We start from the raw sequence: 17,534 nt of genomic DNA, 5'->3' as shown, positions 1-17,534 counted from the left end.
TATTACTCTCCTCTCAGATGAAGCATCCATTTTATTACATCTTGAAATAAAGTCGTATTTAGAGAATAAATTACGAATTGTCCTTTTTTCTCTACTAAAACCAAATCGGATTTTTTTAATATAGACAAATGATTACTAATCGATGGCTTTGTCATATCAAATTTATCCGCAATCTCCCCTGCTGATAAATCTTTCTCTTTTAATAAATCTAAGATCTTTCTTCGAGTAGGATCAGCTAAAGCTTTAAATACATCATTCAAATGGATATCGCCTCTATTCGATATTTAGTTAATTATCTAAATAACTAATTTAAATGTATCATATGAAATATGGTTTGACAAGTTAGAAAAACATTTAACGATTATATTGGAAATAAGATAAGTGCTTTTGTTACAATACATTATAAATAAGAAATTACAGCCATAAAAATCGAAAAGAGAAGAAACTTACCTATGAAACTTTATTTTCTTGGAACAAGTGCTGGTGTCCCTACCAACTTCCGAAATGTATCTTCCCTTGCACTTCTTTTACCAGAATACAATGGTGACATTTGGCTATTTGACTGCGGTGAAGCAACTCAACATCAGATTATGAAATCTCCTATTAAACTCAGTCGAATCAGTCGCATTTTTATTACCCATTTACATGGTGATCATATCTATGGGCTTCCGGGGCTACTAAGTACTCGTTCTTTTCAAACCAATGCTCCCCTTACACTCTATGGACCAAAAGGAATCAAAGAGTTTGTTGAAACTACATTAAAAATAAGTGAAACATATCTCAGTCATCCTATCACTTACGTCGAAATAGAAGATGAAATGTCATTAACAGACCATCATTTTACTATTCATGTCAAACGTTTGGAGCATCGAATAGCCTGTTATGGATTCCGAATAGAGGAGAATGAAAAACTCGGCAAACTTAACACAAAAAAACTACTCGCAGAAGGAGTCAAGCCAGGGCCTATTTTCCAACGATTAAAGCGTGGGGAAACAATCACCCTGCCAGACGGAAAGCAAATAGATGGCAAACATTATATTGATCCACCGATCCCAGGTAAAATAATTACGATTTTAGGAGATACATTACCCTGCAAAAATAGTTTGTTGCTGGCAAAAGATGCAGATATTCTTGTGCATGAAGCTACACAAAAACATGATATGGCGAACAAAGCCTCCCAATATTACCATTCTACTACCATAGAAGCTGCAAACATTGCATTAGAAGCAAACGTTAAAAAGTTAATCATCAATCATTTTAGTCCACGATATCATGATGTGTTTGAAGAAGAGTTGATAGAGGAAACAAGAAGTGTTTTTGCTAATTCCTACCTCGCAAACGAACATCAAACCTATGATTGTTAAGGATAATCCACTCTACTTGTTTTCATTCGTAAAAAAACTTCAGCAGAGTGGATTATTCTTTATTCATTTTAGGTTTAGGATAAAACCTGTTTGAGCTAGGTCACAAAAACCTTTGTACGTGCTCATTACTTCATGAAGCAAGTCATCCCTATCATAAAAAGGAAATAGATGAGTTACTACTAAATGTTTCGCATTTAACAGATTAGCTATTTCACCTGCTTGACAAGTAGATAGATGATCTTTTGCATTCGCAGGCATGTCAGATTCTAGATATGTTGCCTCACATATAAAAACATCCGGATTTTTCTTCATTTGATTCCAGTTTGTCTCATATCCGCTGTCTGCTCCGTATAAGATGATATGCTTTTGATCTTGTATCTCAAGTGCATAACAAGGCACACTGTGATTGGTTCGATAACTCCTTACTGTTGTATCTTCATCCAACTCAGTCCATGTTTTTTCATTCAATTCACGGACATCAATGTAGTCGCCATAATACAAATTTTTTGACCATTTGAGCGGTTTAATTGGTGCATATATTTGAAGTGGTTTTGTTCTCCATCCTTGTTTTATTGCAACCATAATGGCATATTGCAATACAAAAAAATCTGCAATGTGATCATGGTGCAGATGCGACAAGATTACCATATCCAAATCGTAAGGAGGAATGTACTTAATTAATTGAGAAAGTACACCACTTCCACAATCAAGTAATACTTGTTTTCCTGACTTAGTCGTTATGAGATAACCAGGTGTTGCTCCATCTGGAGCTGGAAACGGGGAATGACATCCTAAAACGGTTAACTGCAATTCTATTCTCCTTTTTACTTTTAAATTTGGGGCACTTTCTCTTTTGTTAACCTTTTCTTCATTTCCAAATGAGGAATACTTTGTTTCATAAAAATACCTGATACAGATTGATATCCCAATTTTTCATAAAAATTTTCAGCATGTGCTTGAGCATCTAGTATGACACAAGCTAAACCCCGTTTCTTAGCTGCTTGTTCCAATTCTGCCATTACCATCTTACCCACGCCATTTCCTCTATAGGAAGAAAGGACAGCGATTCGCTCTATTTTAGCCATATCTTTGACTACTCGATACCGTCCGGTTGCAACAGGTACCTCTTTATCATAAATGACTACATGAGTCGCTGATCCATCATACTCATCTTTGTCAAATTCGCTTGAAATATTCTGCTCCTCCACAAAAACACGATGCCGAACAGACAATGCATCTTGTAATTGCTGTGTATTCGTGACGACACATACTTTCATATTCGAACCATCCTCTTTCATAATCTTTCTTTTACATTCATTGGTTTGGAAATCGTATTTTTCTTATTTTATACAATATGCTATTATTTTATTTGCCTTGAGTCATAGACTTCACTGGAGTATGCTGAGTCCTTTTGTACTCTATCAAAATAGTTGATCCTCTCAAACAAAAATCAATCGGAGGTTAATCATGCTAACATTTCGCACTCTTTCTGAATGTACACTACACGAAACCATACAAGTATGGAATGAAGGTTTTGATGGCTATTTTGTTCCGATCAAATTTGATGAAGCAACTCTTATTTCCCATCTATTTCAAGGAGATATTTCTCCTACCCTCTCTTTTATCGCTCTTCTTGATGGAAAACCAGCTGGTATCGTCTTAAATGCAGTACGGGAGATCAATGGAAAGAAAATAGCATGGAATGGAGGCACTGGTGTAACAAAGGCTTACCGTGGTAGTGGAATTGGACAAGCTATGATCCACCATTCAATCCAGATTTATAAGGAAAATCATGTTGAACTTGCAACATTAGAAGCCTTGGAGCAAAACGAATCAGCCATTCGACTTTATAAAAAAATGGGATATCAAGAAACAAAAACCTTACACTACCATTCTCTTTCTAATCCATCTTCGATTGATAATAACCTTCTACCTAGTTCATATAAATTAAGCATGACAAACAGCCAAGAAATACGAAAAATACCTTTTTACGAACCTTTGATTCCTTGGCAGACACAAATAACAAACAAAACAAATAGAGAAGCCGTTATCTTATGGAATGAATATGATCAACCCATAGGATATGCATCTTTTCAGAAGGTATATAATCTAAATGAAGACTTTGTTCAAAGTACACTACACCACTGTAAACTAGCATCTAGTGTCCAACATAAAAAATCACTTTACCTTTCACTACTTTCTCATGTATTCCCTAAAACAAATCCAGCACCGACTAACTTTTCCTATTCTACTTCTAACTTGCTAATGGATAACCATTTGAAAGAAGCTCTCCTTGCTATAGGGTTTGAACGCAAAATGGGTCAAGTCTGGATGCAACAATACTTAACCCAACCATAAATTATTGAGCAATATAGACACCATCTATTAACAACGTTGTACCAGTAATAAAAGAAGCTTCTTCGCTCGGTGAACCTCTCTCCAGTGACTTGGAGAGCTTCTCGTTTCATCAGGTCGACTCATGCCGCTCCCTCCACGAAGGCTAGTTCCTAACCCATTTCGTTTAGGATGCTACTTGTTGAGCTAGGTGCAAGATATTGATAGCGGCATTGATATCTCGGTCTTGTTCATATCCACAAATACATCGATGCACCCTTTCAGCAAGTGTTTTTTTCACGATCTCTCCACAGCAAGAGCAGCGTTGACTGGTTTGATAGGGATCTACAAGTACCACCCGCTTACCAGCACTCTCAGCCTTGTAAGTCGTGTATTGTACGAGTTGTCCCCATCCGGCATCAACGATATTTTTGGCAATCTGATGGTTTTTTACCATATTTGAAATGGAAAGGTCTTCAAAAGCGATGAAATCATATGCTTGGACAAGCAAACAGCTTAATTTATGAGCATAATCCTTCCGTCTATTTGCTATTTTCTCATGGGTTCGAGCTAGAACCTTCACTACTTTCTTTCTTCGTTTGGAGCCCTTTTTCTTTTTGAAAATAGATCGTTGTAGTCGTTTGATATGGGATTCCGATTTTCTTAGATGTTTCGGTGCTGAAAAAAACTGTTCATCTGAGGTAACAGCAAGGTGTTTTACACCCAGATCGATCCCCACCTGTTTTCCTGTTTTGGGTTGAGATGCTGGCTTCACTTGACAAGAAAAACAAGTATAGTATTTCCCATTTTTTTGCATAATGGTACAGATTTTGATAACTCCCTTTATCCCGCGATGCATCCGGATACGAATCGAACCAATTTTGGATAACTGTAGGCATTTCCCCTCCAAAGTATATCCACTTTGTGGATAGGTAAAACTTCGATACCGATTCTCTCCTTTGTATCGAGGAAATCCTCCTTTTTGCTTGTTCTGTACCCTTTGGAAGAAAGCACGATAGGTTTTATCCAATTTCTCGACTACCTGTTGTAACACTTGGGAATAAACTTGTTTTAACTCTGGGATAGCTTTTTTTCGGTCTGGTAAGGTTTTTTTCTGTTCGTAATAGGTAAGGTTTTTTTGTTCACCTTGGTAAGCGCAGATTCGTTCCTGTAGTAGACGATTATAAAGCAAACGACATCTTTCTAACGTGAAGTGGATTTTCTCTTGTTGCTTTTTTGTAGGATAGAGACGGAATTGATAGGTCCGGAACATATGTTTCACCTTTCTTTTTGTTCCTCATTCTAGCACAAACATTCTCTCTATACAAATAATATGGTATTTTATTATTATTCTGTTAATAATGGTTTGCTGATAAAAATGAGTTGCCCTAGTAATCTCCATTTCTCCATCGAACTGCATCGTCGAAAACACCTCTTATTCAACTAAGGATATCATCTTTCTACTATGACCTGTATAAAGCATCCTTATGCGACAAATAAAAAAGAGAACTGGTATAATACCAGCTCTCAAAAAAATTTATGCAAATTCACCAATCAAACGGTCAAATTGCTCTTCAGTTAAGTTGATATCTTGTTTGACAAGTGCTTCTTCTTTGTAACCTTTGATTAAGTCTTCGTAAGAAGGTCTTTCGGTATTTTGATAGATAATACCAGTAACAAGACCATTATGTTCCATTAATGTTTGCATCGCTTTACCGCGATTAGATGGATCATAACCTTCAATATCATCTAGGCTCGTAAGGTTTTGTTTAAACCAATCATATGTGTTGATTTTGTTATAAGTCACACATGGACTATAAACATTGATCAAAGAAAATCCTTTGTGTTTGATGCCTGCTTCGATAACAGCAGTCATACCTTTCAAATCACTAGAAACAGTCTGAGCAACAAAACCAGCACCTACAGTAAGAGCCATTTCCATTGGCGAAATCGCAGCCTCAATAGAACCATTTGGTGTACTTTTTGTTTTAAAACCCATTTCCGAACGTGGAGAAGTTTGACCTTTGGTTAATCCATAAATTTGATTATCCATTACAATGTAAGTAATATCAACATTACGACGGATGGAATGAACAGTATGACCCATACCGATTGCAAATCCGTCACCATCTCCACCAGATGCCACAACCGTTAGATCACGATTTGCGAGTTTTAATCCTTGGGCAATAGGAAGAGAACGACCATGGACACCATGAAAACCATAGGAATTAACATATCCTGCAATACGACCTGAACAACCAATACCGGATACAATAGCAACTTCTTCTGGTTCTTTACCCAAGTTTGCAAATGCACGTTGCATAGAGGCCAAAACCGTAAAGTCACCACAACCAGGACACCAGTTAGGTTTCACTTTGTTGCGGAATTCTTTAAACGTTGCCATGAACCAACAGCTCCTTACACTCGTTATAAATTTCCATAGGCAAGAATGGGTTTCCATCGTATTTGCCTACATGAACCAATTTTTCAGCCATCCCTACATTCATTTTAATGAGTGAGGTCAGTTGTCCAGTTGCATTGTTTTCTACAACAATTACTTTTTTGGCTTTCTCCATTTGTTCTTTTAATTGCTCTGTTGGAAAAGGCATCAATTGGCGAACATGTGCATGATTTACCTTCAAACCATCTGCTTCTAATCGACCCATTGCCTCTTGTATTGTTCCATATGTTGAGTTAACCCCAACAATTAAAATATCTGCGTCTTCATGACGAGTATCTGCATGGATTGGATTTGGGAAAGCAAGATTATTCAACTTCGCTAGACGTTTATCCATCATACGCTTACGATTGACAGCACCTTCAAATGGACGCCCCGTTTCATTGTGCTCTACTCCAGTAACATGATGAAGTCCATGTTTTTTTCCTGGTAGAACACGACGTGAAATTCCATCTTCGCTGAATCCATAACGAGGGAATAACTCTGAGTTTTCTAACTCTGGTAATTCTTCTTCGTCCGTAACTAACTTACCACGGCGAATTTCAATTTTATTGTAATCAAGTGGTTCTACTGTCTGTTTACCAAGAGACAACGCTAAGTCTGTCACAATAATAACAGGACATTGGTACTCTTCTGCAAGGTTAAATGCTTCAATGGTATCATAGAAACACTCTTCGACAGAACTTGGAGCAATGACAATCTTTGGAATCTCGCCATGTGTGCTATAGAGCATAGCAAGAATATCACTTTGTTCTTGTTTGGTTGGCAAGCCTGTACTTGGACCACCACGTTGAGTATCCACAATTACACAAGGTTGCTCTGTCATACCAGCAAGCCCAATAGCTTCAGTCATCAAGGAAAGTCCTGGCCCTGCAGAAGCCGTTAGTGTACGCACTCCACCATAGTTTGCTCCGATGGTCATGGTAATGGCTGCAATTTCATCTTCTGTCTGAACTACTGTTCCACCGAATTCAGGCAAACGACGAATCAAGTACTCCATGATTTCAGATGATGGTGTGATCGGATAAGCTGCCATGAGGCGGGCTCCACCTGCAACTGCGCCAAAAGCGATAGCATCGTTCCCAATCATATATAAACGTTTCTTTCCATCAGATGGTGCTAATGTGAAATCTTTGACAGAAAGATTGGAGATTTCTGTTTTAACAAATTCAATACCTCTTGTGATTGCGTCCATGTTTTTGTCAATCACTTGTTGCCCTTTTTTCGCAAATCGATCAGTCAACACTTCACGGAATGATTCAACCGAAATCCCTAGTAGCGCTACAGATGCACCAACAGCTACCATATTTTTCATTTGAGCCATACCAACTTCTTCAGCTATCTTTGTTAATGGCACTGCAATCAAATGTGCCTTGATGCCTTCTGGAACAGTAGGATTAAATTTTGCGTCAGCTAAAATAACACCACCGTCAATTAGTTCATAAGCGTTTAGATCAATTGTCTCTTGATCAAATGCAACAAGAATATCTAGGTCATCTGAAATAGAACTGGTTGATTCTGTGCTGATACGAATTTTCGTATTGGAGTGGCCGCCTTTAATACGGGAAGAAAAATGACGATACCCAAAAAGAAAGTAGCCTTGGCGATTGAGCACTGTAGCTAAAGTTTCTCCAGCGCTATCAATCCCCTCTCCCTGCTGTCCGCCTACTTTCCAGGAAAGCTGGTTAATCATGAACTCATCTCCTTTAATACTTCACGCCAAACAATCATCTGGAGGGGTCCCCCAGATGTGCATCAAAAAAATATTCATCTTTTTATTATAAAGTACTATCTATTGCCTTTTCTCATTCTATTCCTGTGCGATAGAAAATGCAATAAGCAATCTTATCTTATTGAATTTTTATAAAAATAGTATGCATTCAAGTAACTCCACTTGTTTACCAAATTGCTAGGAAAGTAACTCATTAAAGTTTTATAAAAAGCTGGTATATCCATTGCACTACTCAAGCCAGTTAACTTATTTACCATTCCATCAAAATCGGACCCAAAGGCGATATGATTTTCACCACCTAAATATTGGATATGCTCAATATGCGGAAGGAGGTGATTTGGAGTAGCACTTTGGTAGGATTTAACAACAAATTGCGGAACATAGGTGATTCCAATCAAACCATCTAACGAAATAATGGCTCGGATTTGATCATCTGTTAAATTCCTAGGATGATTACAATACTTTAAGCAATTAGAATGAGAAGCCATTACGAGAATATTAGGAATGGAAACAACATCCCAAAATCCTCGCTCTGATAAATGAGACACATCAACAATCATCCCCAGACGAACCATTTCTTTCACACATTCTCTACCAAAGTTAGTTAAACCGCCATTACGTTTCTCTTTACACCCATCTGCAAGGGCATTCGCATAATTCCATGTTAAACCAACTTGCCTAACTCCCAGCCGATAGAGTAAGCGAAGTATGGACAAATCATTGCCCAGTGCGTCTGCACCTTCTAAAGAAAGAACAGAGTAAATTTTCTCTGTTCCTAATTCATTGTTATTCCTATTTTGAAATAAACAGACATAGGGTTCAATATTTTGGTAAAACAAATCTATTTGTTTGAGAGTAACTCCTAATTTTCCAGTTTGGGGGATATGGTCAGGAACAAAGATAGCAAAATTTTGAAGTAATGCATTACTATGTTTTAATGCAGCATAGGAAGCATCAAAAGGAGAATCATCCATTAGGAATAAATTCTTTTGCTTTCGTTTACTTTCAGAAAAATTATCATCCCTTCCTCGTTTCCACATTTGATAGAGAACATCACAATGATTATCTATCCAGTACAAGAAATACACCCCCCATAAATAAAGAAAAAACCTGTTATTTTACATAACAGGTTTAGACGTTCTATCGAGGTTCCACAATTAATTTAATCGCCGTGCGTTCTTCACCATCGATGACTATGTCGGTAAAGGCAGGGATGCAGATGAGATCAATTCCACTTGGAGCAACAAATCCTCGTGCGATTGCAACCGCTTTAACAGCTTGGTTTAGTGCACCTGCGCCGATAGCTTGCATTTCGGCTTGACCTCTCTCACGCAAAACACCAGCAAGTGCACCTGCGACGGAATTGGGATTCGATTTTGCTGAAACTTTTAATACTTCCATGAATGTACCTCCTCGATGGTTGGAGTAAGTCCACTCCTATCATATTCGACTAAAGTGTAAAAATTCCTTCTTAAAAAAGTAGACAGAACCGAAATAATCCGAATAAAATTATTTCAATTTAACCAAGGATTGTCATTATCAATACGAATTCGTTTTATCTTCGTAGTTCGTTTCGTGGTTGGTTCAAAATCAAATAAAACTCCTTGCAGCATAAAACCTTCTTTGGAAACTTCAAATCGAACTGGGAGTTGTGTAATAAATCTTCTTATAACTGCTTCAACCTCCATTCCAATAACACCATTGTATGGACCAGTCATGCCAATATCTGTGAGATAACCGGTCCCTTTAGGTAAGATTCTTTCATCTGCTGTCTGTACATGTGTATGCGTACCAATCACTGCTGAGACCCGACCATCTAAATACCATGCAAGTGCTTGTTTCTCAGAAGTAGTCTCTGCGTGAATATCTACCAAAATATGCGCATTCCCAGCTATCCGTTTTAAAATATTATCTACTGTACGAAACGGACAATCAAAAGAATTTGCAGCATAAGTTCTACCTATTACATTTATGATAACTACTTTTCCTTTAGAAGTAGAAATAGTGGTATAACCTTTACCTGGTGTACCTTCTGGATAATTGGCAGGCCGTATGATTCGCTCTTCATCATCAATAAAATCAAAAATTTCCGATTGTCCCCAAGTGTGATTGCCCATTGTTACACAGTCTACTCCCCATCCACGAAAATCCCGATAAATTTCTTTCGTTATCCCTCTTCCGCTTAGCGCAGCGTTCTCACCATTTACAACTACTACGTCTGGTTGATAGGTCTGCTTTAGTTGAGAAAGATAGGTACGGAGCGTTTGTTGACCTGTAAGCCCTACAATATCTCCTATCATTAATAATCTCATGAATTTAAGTTCCTTCTTTCTATTGATATAATCTATTTTCCAATCTTGCTTATCTCCTTAAAAAAATAAAGTGGCCATAGGCCACTTTATTTTGCATACTCCACAGAGCGAGTTTCTCGAATAACCGTTACTTTGATATGTCCTGGATAATCTAGTTGATTTTCTATTTGCTTTGTAATCTCTCTAGCAAGTCTAGTCGCTTCTGCATCATCTACTTCTTCAGGACGAACAATGATTCGACATTCTCGACCTGCTTGAATGGCGTATGATTTTTCTACACCATCAAAAGATTCACAGATTGCTTCCAATTTTTCCAAACGACGGATATATGCTTCCAGCGTTTCTCTTCTTGCTCCAGGTCTGGCAGCAGATAAAGCATCCGCAGCTCTGACTAAAACTGCAATAACACTTTCTGCTTCTACATCACCATGGTGTGAGGCAATGCTATTTATCACAACCGGATGCTCATGAAATTTTTTCGCTAACTCTACACCAATTTCTACATGAGAACCTTCAATTTCATGGTCAATAGCTTTTCCTACGTCATGTAGCAATCCAGCCCGTTTGGCAAGATGAATATCTTCGCCTAATTCTGCAGCTAATAGTCCACTTAAATAGGAAACTTCCATGGAATGTTTTAGTACATTTTGTCCATAACTAGTACGGAATTTCAAGCGACCCACAATCTTGATCAGATCAGGATGCAGACCATGAACCCCAGTTTCAAATGTTGCTTGTTCACCATATTCGCGAATTCTCTCATCTACATCACGACGAGCTTTCTCTACCATTTCTTCGATTCTCGCTGGGTGTATTCGACCATCAGCGACTAATTTTTCCAGTGCTACTCGAGCTACTTCGCGACGAATTGGGTCAAATCCAGATAAGATTACTGCTTCTGGCGTATCATCAATAATCAAATCAATTCCAGTAAGCGTCTCAAGTGTTCGGATATTACGACCTTCTCGACCAATGATGCGACCTTTCATTTCATCATTTGGTAAGGTAACCACCGAAACAGTCGTTTCTGCTACATGATCAGCAGCACAGCGTTGAATGGCAAGGGATAAAATATTTCTTGCTTTTTTATCACCTTCTTCAATTGCTTGTTGCTCCATTTCTTTGATCAATTGTGCAGTCTCATGTCTCATCTCGTCTTCTACCCGCTTCATAATGATTTGACGAGCTTCTTCGGTTGCTAGGCCAGAAATCCTTTCCATTTCTTTAACTTGAGCTACTTTTAACTCCTCTATTTCTTGAAGGCGAATGGAGATAGTATTTTCACGTTCATTTAACTCGCTTTCGCGTTTCTCTAGATTTTGTTGTCTCACATCGAATGTCTCTTCTTTTTGAACAATCCTTCGTTCCATCCGAGAGAGTTCGTTTCGCTGTTCACGTATTTCCTGTTCTGCTTCGCTCCGTAACTGATATACTTCATCCCGTGATTCTAAGATTTTTTCCTTCTTCATTGCCTCAGAATCCTGTTTCGCTTTTTCCAGAATTAACTCAGCTTGTTTTTCAGCACTACCAATACGAGATTCAGCTATACTTTTCCGCAGCCAATATCCAGCAAATCCCATGATTAGCGAGGCGAACAGCAGCAGGATATGTCCTGTGTCTAGCACTGTAGTGTTCACCTCCCTTATTCTTTTATATCAACCGCCACCATCACTGATGGGGTTACTTACTATAAGAACCGAGGAATTCCCAAATTATATTTAGAAAGACTCTTTTCTTTAGTAAGGGACATGTACTTACAAGTACATTGGTAGGAATTGACCTACTATTTCCTGCAAAAAGCAATGATAGTTATGTTTTTCCTAACTTTGAAGTTTAATTACCAATCTTGTAACAGACCATTACAAGTTACTTCATAGACACAAGTGGGTTTAAAAACAAGACCGACTTTATCGGTCTGCCTGTTTACCTTGTTGATTCGTTACAAGAATGCAACCAGTCAGATGTATCTTAAATGGATGATAAAAATAAAAAGATACAGCTCAATTGTATTCGTTATGAAATCCCATTGTCAAGGCGACGACTTAGATGGACTTCAGATTTCCCGTCATTTAGCCGAACAAAAAATGCTTGATCAGCAGATTCAGTCAAATGAGTATTATGGGTAACAAACAAAATTTGTCGATCAAATGTTTCATATACAGATTGCAAGAATTGAGTCATAGGTAATATATAGTCTTCACTGACATGTTTTCCTGGTTCATCTAACAAAATAGGACCATCTAAACGAGGTCTCACCGTCTCCAAAAAAGCAATGCGAAGCGCGAGCGAAATAATATCAACCACACCACCACCTCTTGCATCCTGCGGTTTAGTTCGGATCGTTTCTCCATTCCATTCTGTAACAACATAAAATTCAGCAGTTGGATTTTTGTCTGCTGGTGAAAGATCTATTTCAAATCGAAAAGAAGAGCCAAAAACATATTGAAGTGCATTGGTAACCAATGTTTCCAGTTGAACTTTTGCCTGCTTGCGAGCGTACTCTCCAGATCGCTGAAATAACAGACGTACCTTATCAAACAGTTCTTGCTGCTCGTGCAGTTTTTCTTTCTGTAATTGCAATTCTTGTTGCTCTTTGAGTAGTAAATCTTTGGTCGTTTTTCGACGAATCCATTCTTCACGTGCTTTTTTCAACTTGCTATCTATTCGTTCAAACTGCTCAATTGTTTCCATCTGCAAGTAACCCTTCTGGAAGGAGTTGCTCTACTTCTGCTAAACCGTCTTTCACTTCCTGTTCCAACCTGCTTATCTCATCTTGCAACTGCTCCGGTTTTACACCTAACTGCTCCAACTCCATTAATATATCTCTTTCCTGTTTTTCCAGATTTTCCAATTTTAATTCGGCTCTCCGTCGTAAATCTTTTGCCTCTTCAATTTTTGTTTTGATTTGTTTAATCTTCTCTTCCAGCTGCTGCATATTTATTTCCTCCCTCTAACTCATGCAATAAGTGTTGAATCAACTGATCGTTTATTTCTGAACCACAAATAGGACACTCTCCCTGTTCAGTTAGCAAATCGCCATACTGCATTACTAATTCACGCACATTTTTGTCTATTTCATCTAACCATTGATACCCTTTGGCAATTCGTTCTTGTTTGTCCGTCAAATCTATCAAATATGTTTTTAGATTTGTAAGAGCTAGTAGATTTGATTCTACATCAGGCAATCGTTGCATCATATGTGAAAGGAAATTTTGGTTTTCTTTTAAAAATTGGTCGATCTTTTCCTTGTTTTGTTCAATATAGAACCATGATTTCTGTATTTTAAGCAAGGAAAGCAACTGATTTCTTTGATTTTCAACATGATCCACTTTATGTAGACCAATTTCCACATTTTTGGTCTTGTTTAAAATCTTTTGTAAAACATCTTGTCCCTCTTGAATCTTTTGATACTGTACTTGCAATTTTTTGTACAAATCAATCTGCTTTAATTTAGATTCAAGTTCGCGTTGAATCTGTTTTGCTTTTGATACCATTTCCGTTTTGTCGTAAATCGATTTTTGAATGTTTTTCTCTTCTTTATGAATTTGATAACGCACGAAAATTTGCCGATATTGACGAAGATATAATAATTTATTTTCCAATGCAATCGAATTATGCTCTGCCTCTTGGATATTCGGGAAGCGATCTAAGATAGATTTTTGTGTTTGTTGCTCTTGGACATTTTGCATATACTTGTGCTCAAGTTGTTTTAACTGGATAAGGAAAGATTGTTTTTCTTTTATCTCCATTGCTCTATGTTCAGCTTGTAAAAGCTCCTTTTCAAGATCCTCTAAATCTTCAAAAGGCACTAACTTTTCTTCAACATTCTCCAACTGTTGTTGAAGATATTTATTTTTGGAGGCCAACTGCAATCGATCACTGTTTAACTTTTTTAATGCTCTATCAATTAAATGAGCACCACTTACTAAACCAATTGTTTTCGCTTTCATTCCACTAGATTCAGAGAGTAAAAATGGACCTTCTAATTGATGACCAACTTGTAAATAAATATCTTTTTGTTCCAATTGTAACGGTTTAAACTGATGTGCATTAGCAATTTCTAAAGGAACTTCAGACCCAAATCCTTCAAAAACTTGAGGCTCTTCCCCTAATTTTTCTAATTGATATCGGTTAATCGAATGATGGTTTCGAATTCGTCGAATGATAGTACCATCATTAAGATGGAGTTCCACTTCACAAAGATTTGCGCCAACGCGAATATATTCCGTTCCACGAGGAGCGTTAAATAAAACCCATTGTAATGCTCTTAAAATAGCGCTTTTTCCACTGTCGGATGGACCTACAAATACATTTAATCCAGGATGAAAATGAAACTCTGTATATACATGAGATTGGAAGTTTTTAATGATTAATTTTTGAAAATGTATCATGATTCTTTTTCTCCTTCCATCTCTTGCACCTCTCCAATACGCTTTAGAGCTTCCCTTTTAACTGCTGAGTCTAAGACATCTATTTTGGCAATTTCTTCTATGATTTCTTCTACTTGAATCCCTTGATATATTCCTGCTGCGCTGACTTCTTGGGCAAACTGCGCCCATTTTTCTTGCCGATATTGTGCTTCCTCTTGAAAAGAACGATCAAAAATATCTTCTCCTCGTGAAGCACTAGCCAATTTTTGAAAACGAATTCGAATTTCTTTGTCCAATTCTATCAAAACAACTTGTGGTATACGTTTTATCTCTGCTTGTTGATTGGAAAGTCTTGCGATAGATCCAGGATTAATTATATATTTATTATTTTTATGCTGCATACGAAAACCAGCATGATAGTGTCCTGTCAATAAAATATCTGCATCGCTTTCCATTTCGAGAAGAGAGGAAACCATTGTATGGGGCACTCCTTCTGGCAAAGCTTTTTCCACCAACATACCATGTACCATATGTATACAATAATCTGCTTTTGTCTGATTGGTAACGGCATAATCATCTGCGATATTTCGTTTGTCTAAATCATAATGGAATGGTTGACCAGTTAATTGAACTCGATACGTACCATCTGTTAACACCGTACAGTCATTCCGCTTTATCAGTGTTAATATCCCAAAAGCCTCTAATAGACCTAACATCGTTCGATCTACGGTAGCAGGGTTGTGCCCATAAATATCATGATTACCAGCAATAGCAAAGACCGGAACGGAAAATTCACGAAAAAGCTGGGCAAATTCACGAACAACAGATGGTGATAGATTGGGTCTATCAAAAACATCTCCACCATGTAAGACATAGTGAACTTTATTTTCTTCAGCAATCTGTATGATTTCTGTTAATTTTTGTTTCATAGAGTCAAAGAAATCATCTATCCGACCTCGTGGAGATGTTCCACGAATATGCGTATCGGTAAAATAAAGCAAACGCATCATGATTCCTCCTGATTTCGTTTGTTTCTAATATGTTGCAATGCTTGTCTCACCAAATGGGAAGGAAAACCTCTACGTAATAGATAGGAACCTAAGCGCCGCTCTATCGTTTGCCAATCTTCTTTGCAAATACGAGAATAGCGCCTCTCGGCGACCTCTGTCACCAACTGGCGCTCTTCTTCGATGTTTTCTTCTTCAATAGCTTCATCGATATATTCAGATGGTACTCCCTTACGTTTTAACTCTTGTTTTAAACGATTTATACCAAGTTTTTTTCCAGTTTGTCGTTCTCTAATCCAGTTTCTTGCATATTGACGATCATCAAGGTAACCTTGTTGGTTCATAGATTTCAAAACCGATTGTATCAGTGTACTATCAAACCCTTTTTGAGACAGATGTTGTTCTGATTCTCTCACTGTCCTAGGGCGGTAACTAACATAACGAAAAAAGGCTTGGATTACATAATGACGCTCCTGAGCCTCTATAATTTCCGTTAAGTCTGTTGGTTCTACTTCCATTCCTTTATGTAGGCCATACTTTACTAGAACATCCTCATGGACAGAGAGTATAGACTCTCCATCCACTTGGATTTCGTAACGCTTATGTTTTTGCCCAACAATAGCTGAAATTATCACTTGAGATCAAATAGCGGGGTTGCATCGTCCTCCGCTTTCTCCTTTGCTTTGCGTCCTTTTTTTGATTTTTCTGTATCTGTTTCTGAAGTTGCTGCCACTTCTGCTTGGTCCACTTTTGAAATTGGCAATTCATAGTGTGTACGAATTTGCTTATCAATTTTCGCAAAGGTTTCCAAGTTTTCCTTAAGGAATTGTTTCGCATTTTCACGACCTTGTCCCATTCGATCACCATCATAAGAATACCAAGCACCGCTTTTGTTCACAATTTCCAACTCTGTAGCGATGTCGAGGGCACTACCCTCTCTGGAGATACCTTCCCCAAACATGATATCTACTTCTGCTACTTTAAAAGGAGGAGCTACTTTGTTTTTAACCACTTTGATTTTGGTTCGATTTCCTACTACATCTGTACCTTGTTTGATGGCTTCAGCACGACGAACTTCTAAACGTACACTGGAGTAGAATTTTAGTGCACGACCACCTGGTGTGACTTCCGGGTTACCGAACATAACACCTACTTTTTCGCGAATCTGATTGATAAAGATCGCAATCGTTTTTGATTTGTTGATAGCACCAGATAGTTTTCGAAGCGCTTGAGACATCAATCGTGCTTGGAGACCTACATGAGAATCTCCCATCTCCCCTTCAATCTCTGCTTTTGGTACCAATGCCGCTACAGAGTCAATCACGATAATATCAATTGCTCCACTACGTACCAATGCTTCAGAAATTTCTAATGCTTGCTCACCTGTATCTGGTTGAGATAACAACAAATCAGAAATATCTACTCCCAATTTTTGCGCATAGACAGGATCGAGCGCATGCTCTGCATCGATAAATGCAGCTTGTCCACCATTCCTTTGAATTTCAGCAATAGCATGTAAAGCAACCGTTGTTTTACCAGATGACTCTGGTCCGTATACTTCAATAATTCGCCCACGAGGATATCCACCAACTCCAAGTGCGATATCAAGAGCGAGAGCCCCGCTGGAAATCGTCTCCACTTGATGAGAAGTTTCTTCTCCCATCTTCATGATAGAACCTTTACCAAATTGCTTTTCGATTTGTCTTAGAGCCATTTCCAAGGCTTGCTTGCGATCTGACATATGTATAAACTCTCCCTCTTAGTACAAAGTTAGAATGATTGCACTATTCTTACTTATTTTTTGGTTGTCTCCGTAACAGTTAGACAGTAAGAACTTCTTTATCGCTTTCTTCTCTTCTATCATATCGTGTTTTTCAGATGATAACAAGCCTTTTCACGAACATTTATTCTATAAAATAAATCACAGATAGAACTTGCTCCTATGTGGTACCCTAAG

The 17,534-nt window shown here is 37.9% G+C and carries 18 protein-coding genes; 2 read left to right on the top strand and 16 right to left on the bottom strand.

Going from position 1 to position 17,534, the window contains the following annotated elements; genetic code table 11:
- Positions 1-2 precede the first annotated feature (2 nt).
- Positions 3-260 (bottom strand): autorepressor SdpR family transcription factor, encoded by a 258-nt coding sequence (locus tag A3GQ_RS0103295; RefSeq protein WP_028775841.1) that lies wholly within the window; start codon positions 258-260, stop codon positions 3-5.
- 192 nt (positions 261-452) lie between these two features.
- On the opposite strand from A3GQ_RS0103295, the gene rnz reads away from it, so the two are divergent.
- Positions 453-1,364 (top strand): ribonuclease Z, encoded by a 912-nt coding sequence (rnz, locus tag A3GQ_RS0103290; protein ID WP_028775840.1) that lies wholly within the window; start codon positions 453-455, stop codon positions 1,362-1,364.
- 63 nt (positions 1,365-1,427) lie between these two features.
- Here rnz and A3GQ_RS0103285 read toward each other — a convergent pair whose 3' ends face one another.
- Complete coding sequence (locus tag A3GQ_RS0103285; protein WP_028775839.1) at positions 1,428-2,174, bottom strand: MBL fold metallo-hydrolase; 747 nt, start codon at positions 2,172-2,174, stop codon at positions 1,428-1,430.
- A gap of 20 nt (positions 2,175-2,194) precedes the next feature.
- Complete coding sequence (locus A3GQ_RS0103280) at positions 2,195-2,641, bottom strand: GNAT family N-acetyltransferase (RefSeq protein WP_028775838.1); 447 nt, start codon at positions 2,639-2,641, stop codon at positions 2,195-2,197.
- Positions 2,642-2,831: 190 nt separating this feature from the next.
- On the opposite strand from A3GQ_RS0103280, the gene A3GQ_RS23245 reads away from it, so the two are divergent.
- Entirely contained in the window at positions 2,832-3,722 is an 891-nt protein-coding gene (locus A3GQ_RS23245; RefSeq protein ID WP_051271137.1) for a GNAT family N-acetyltransferase, read from the top strand.
- Between the two features lie 163 nt (positions 3,723-3,885).
- Here the strand turns inward: A3GQ_RS23245 and A3GQ_RS0103270 are convergent, their stop codons facing one another.
- From A3GQ_RS0103270 to recA, 13 genes are all read right to left on the bottom strand, one after another.
- Complete coding sequence (locus A3GQ_RS0103270) at positions 3,886-4,971, bottom strand: RNA-guided endonuclease InsQ/TnpB family protein (RefSeq protein ID WP_028775837.1); 1,086 nt, start codon at positions 4,969-4,971, stop codon at positions 3,886-3,888.
- A gap of 264 nt (positions 4,972-5,235) precedes the next feature.
- On the bottom strand, positions 5,236-6,102 hold the full coding sequence (locus A3GQ_RS0103260; protein ID WP_028775836.1) for a 2-oxoacid:ferredoxin oxidoreductase subunit beta: 867 nt from the start codon (positions 6,100-6,102) through the stop codon (positions 5,236-5,238).
- Positions 6,089-7,849 (bottom strand): 2-oxoacid:acceptor oxidoreductase subunit alpha, encoded by a 1,761-nt coding sequence (locus A3GQ_RS0103255; RefSeq protein ID WP_028775835.1) that lies wholly within the window; start codon positions 7,847-7,849, stop codon positions 6,089-6,091. The genes A3GQ_RS0103260 and A3GQ_RS0103255 overlap by 14 nt, the downstream gene beginning before the upstream one ends.
- A gap of 152 nt (positions 7,850-8,001) precedes the next feature.
- A complete protein-coding gene (locus A3GQ_RS0103250) occupies positions 8,002-8,967 on the bottom strand; it encodes a dipeptidase (protein WP_083964074.1) in 966 nt (321 codons plus the stop codon).
- A 61-nt stretch (positions 8,968-9,028) separates the two neighbouring features.
- Positions 9,029-9,289 carry a stage V sporulation protein S gene (locus tag A3GQ_RS0103245; protein ID WP_022737614.1) on the bottom strand — a complete coding sequence of 87 codons (261 nt, stop codon included), beginning with the start codon at positions 9,287-9,289 and terminating at the stop codon, positions 9,029-9,031.
- A gap of 113 nt (positions 9,290-9,402) precedes the next feature.
- Positions 9,403-10,200, bottom strand: coding sequence for a TIGR00282 family metallophosphoesterase (locus A3GQ_RS0103240; protein WP_028775833.1), 798 nt, complete (start codon positions 10,198-10,200; stop codon positions 9,403-9,405).
- An 86-nt stretch (positions 10,201-10,286) separates the two neighbouring features.
- Complete coding sequence (gene rny, locus A3GQ_RS0103235; protein WP_051271157.1) at positions 10,287-11,780, bottom strand: ribonuclease Y; 1,494 nt, start codon at positions 11,778-11,780, stop codon at positions 10,287-10,289.
- Positions 11,781-12,213: 433 nt separating this feature from the next.
- Positions 12,214-12,891: a P-loop NTPase family protein gene (locus tag A3GQ_RS0103230; protein ID WP_028775831.1), complete on the bottom strand. Its 678-nt coding sequence runs from the start codon at positions 12,889-12,891 to the stop codon at positions 12,214-12,216.
- On the bottom strand, positions 12,878-13,135 hold the full coding sequence (locus tag A3GQ_RS0103225; RefSeq protein ID WP_028775830.1) for a hypothetical protein: 258 nt from the start codon (positions 13,133-13,135) through the stop codon (positions 12,878-12,880). The genes A3GQ_RS0103230 and A3GQ_RS0103225 overlap by 14 nt, the downstream gene beginning before the upstream one ends.
- On the bottom strand, positions 13,110-14,591 hold the full coding sequence (locus A3GQ_RS25505; protein WP_051271136.1) for an AAA family ATPase: 1,482 nt from the start codon (positions 14,589-14,591) through the stop codon (positions 13,110-13,112). The genes A3GQ_RS0103225 and A3GQ_RS25505 overlap by 26 nt, the downstream gene beginning before the upstream one ends.
- Positions 14,588-15,580, bottom strand: coding sequence for a metallophosphoesterase family protein (locus A3GQ_RS0103215; RefSeq protein ID WP_028775829.1), 993 nt, complete (start codon positions 15,578-15,580; stop codon positions 14,588-14,590). The genes A3GQ_RS25505 and A3GQ_RS0103215 overlap by 4 nt, the downstream gene beginning before the upstream one ends.
- On the bottom strand, positions 15,577-16,212 hold the full coding sequence (locus A3GQ_RS0103210) for a RecX family transcriptional regulator (protein ID WP_028775828.1): 636 nt from the start codon (positions 16,210-16,212) through the stop codon (positions 15,577-15,579). The genes A3GQ_RS0103215 and A3GQ_RS0103210 overlap by 4 nt, the downstream gene beginning before the upstream one ends.
- A complete protein-coding gene (gene recA, locus A3GQ_RS0103205; RefSeq protein WP_028775827.1) occupies positions 16,209-17,318 on the bottom strand; it encodes a recombinase RecA in 1,110 nt (369 codons plus the stop codon). Before recA ends, A3GQ_RS0103210 begins: the two co-directional genes overlap by 4 nt.
- Between the last annotated feature and the right edge of the window lie 216 nt (positions 17,319-17,534).

This window comes from Shimazuella kribbensis DSM 45090 (assembly GCF_000428065.1).
In the GTDB taxonomy this organism is placed as follows: Bacteria; Bacillota; Bacilli; order Thermoactinomycetales; family Thermoactinomycetaceae; genus Shimazuella; species Shimazuella kribbensis.
This window is presented reverse-complemented; position numbering and strand designations above follow the sequence as displayed.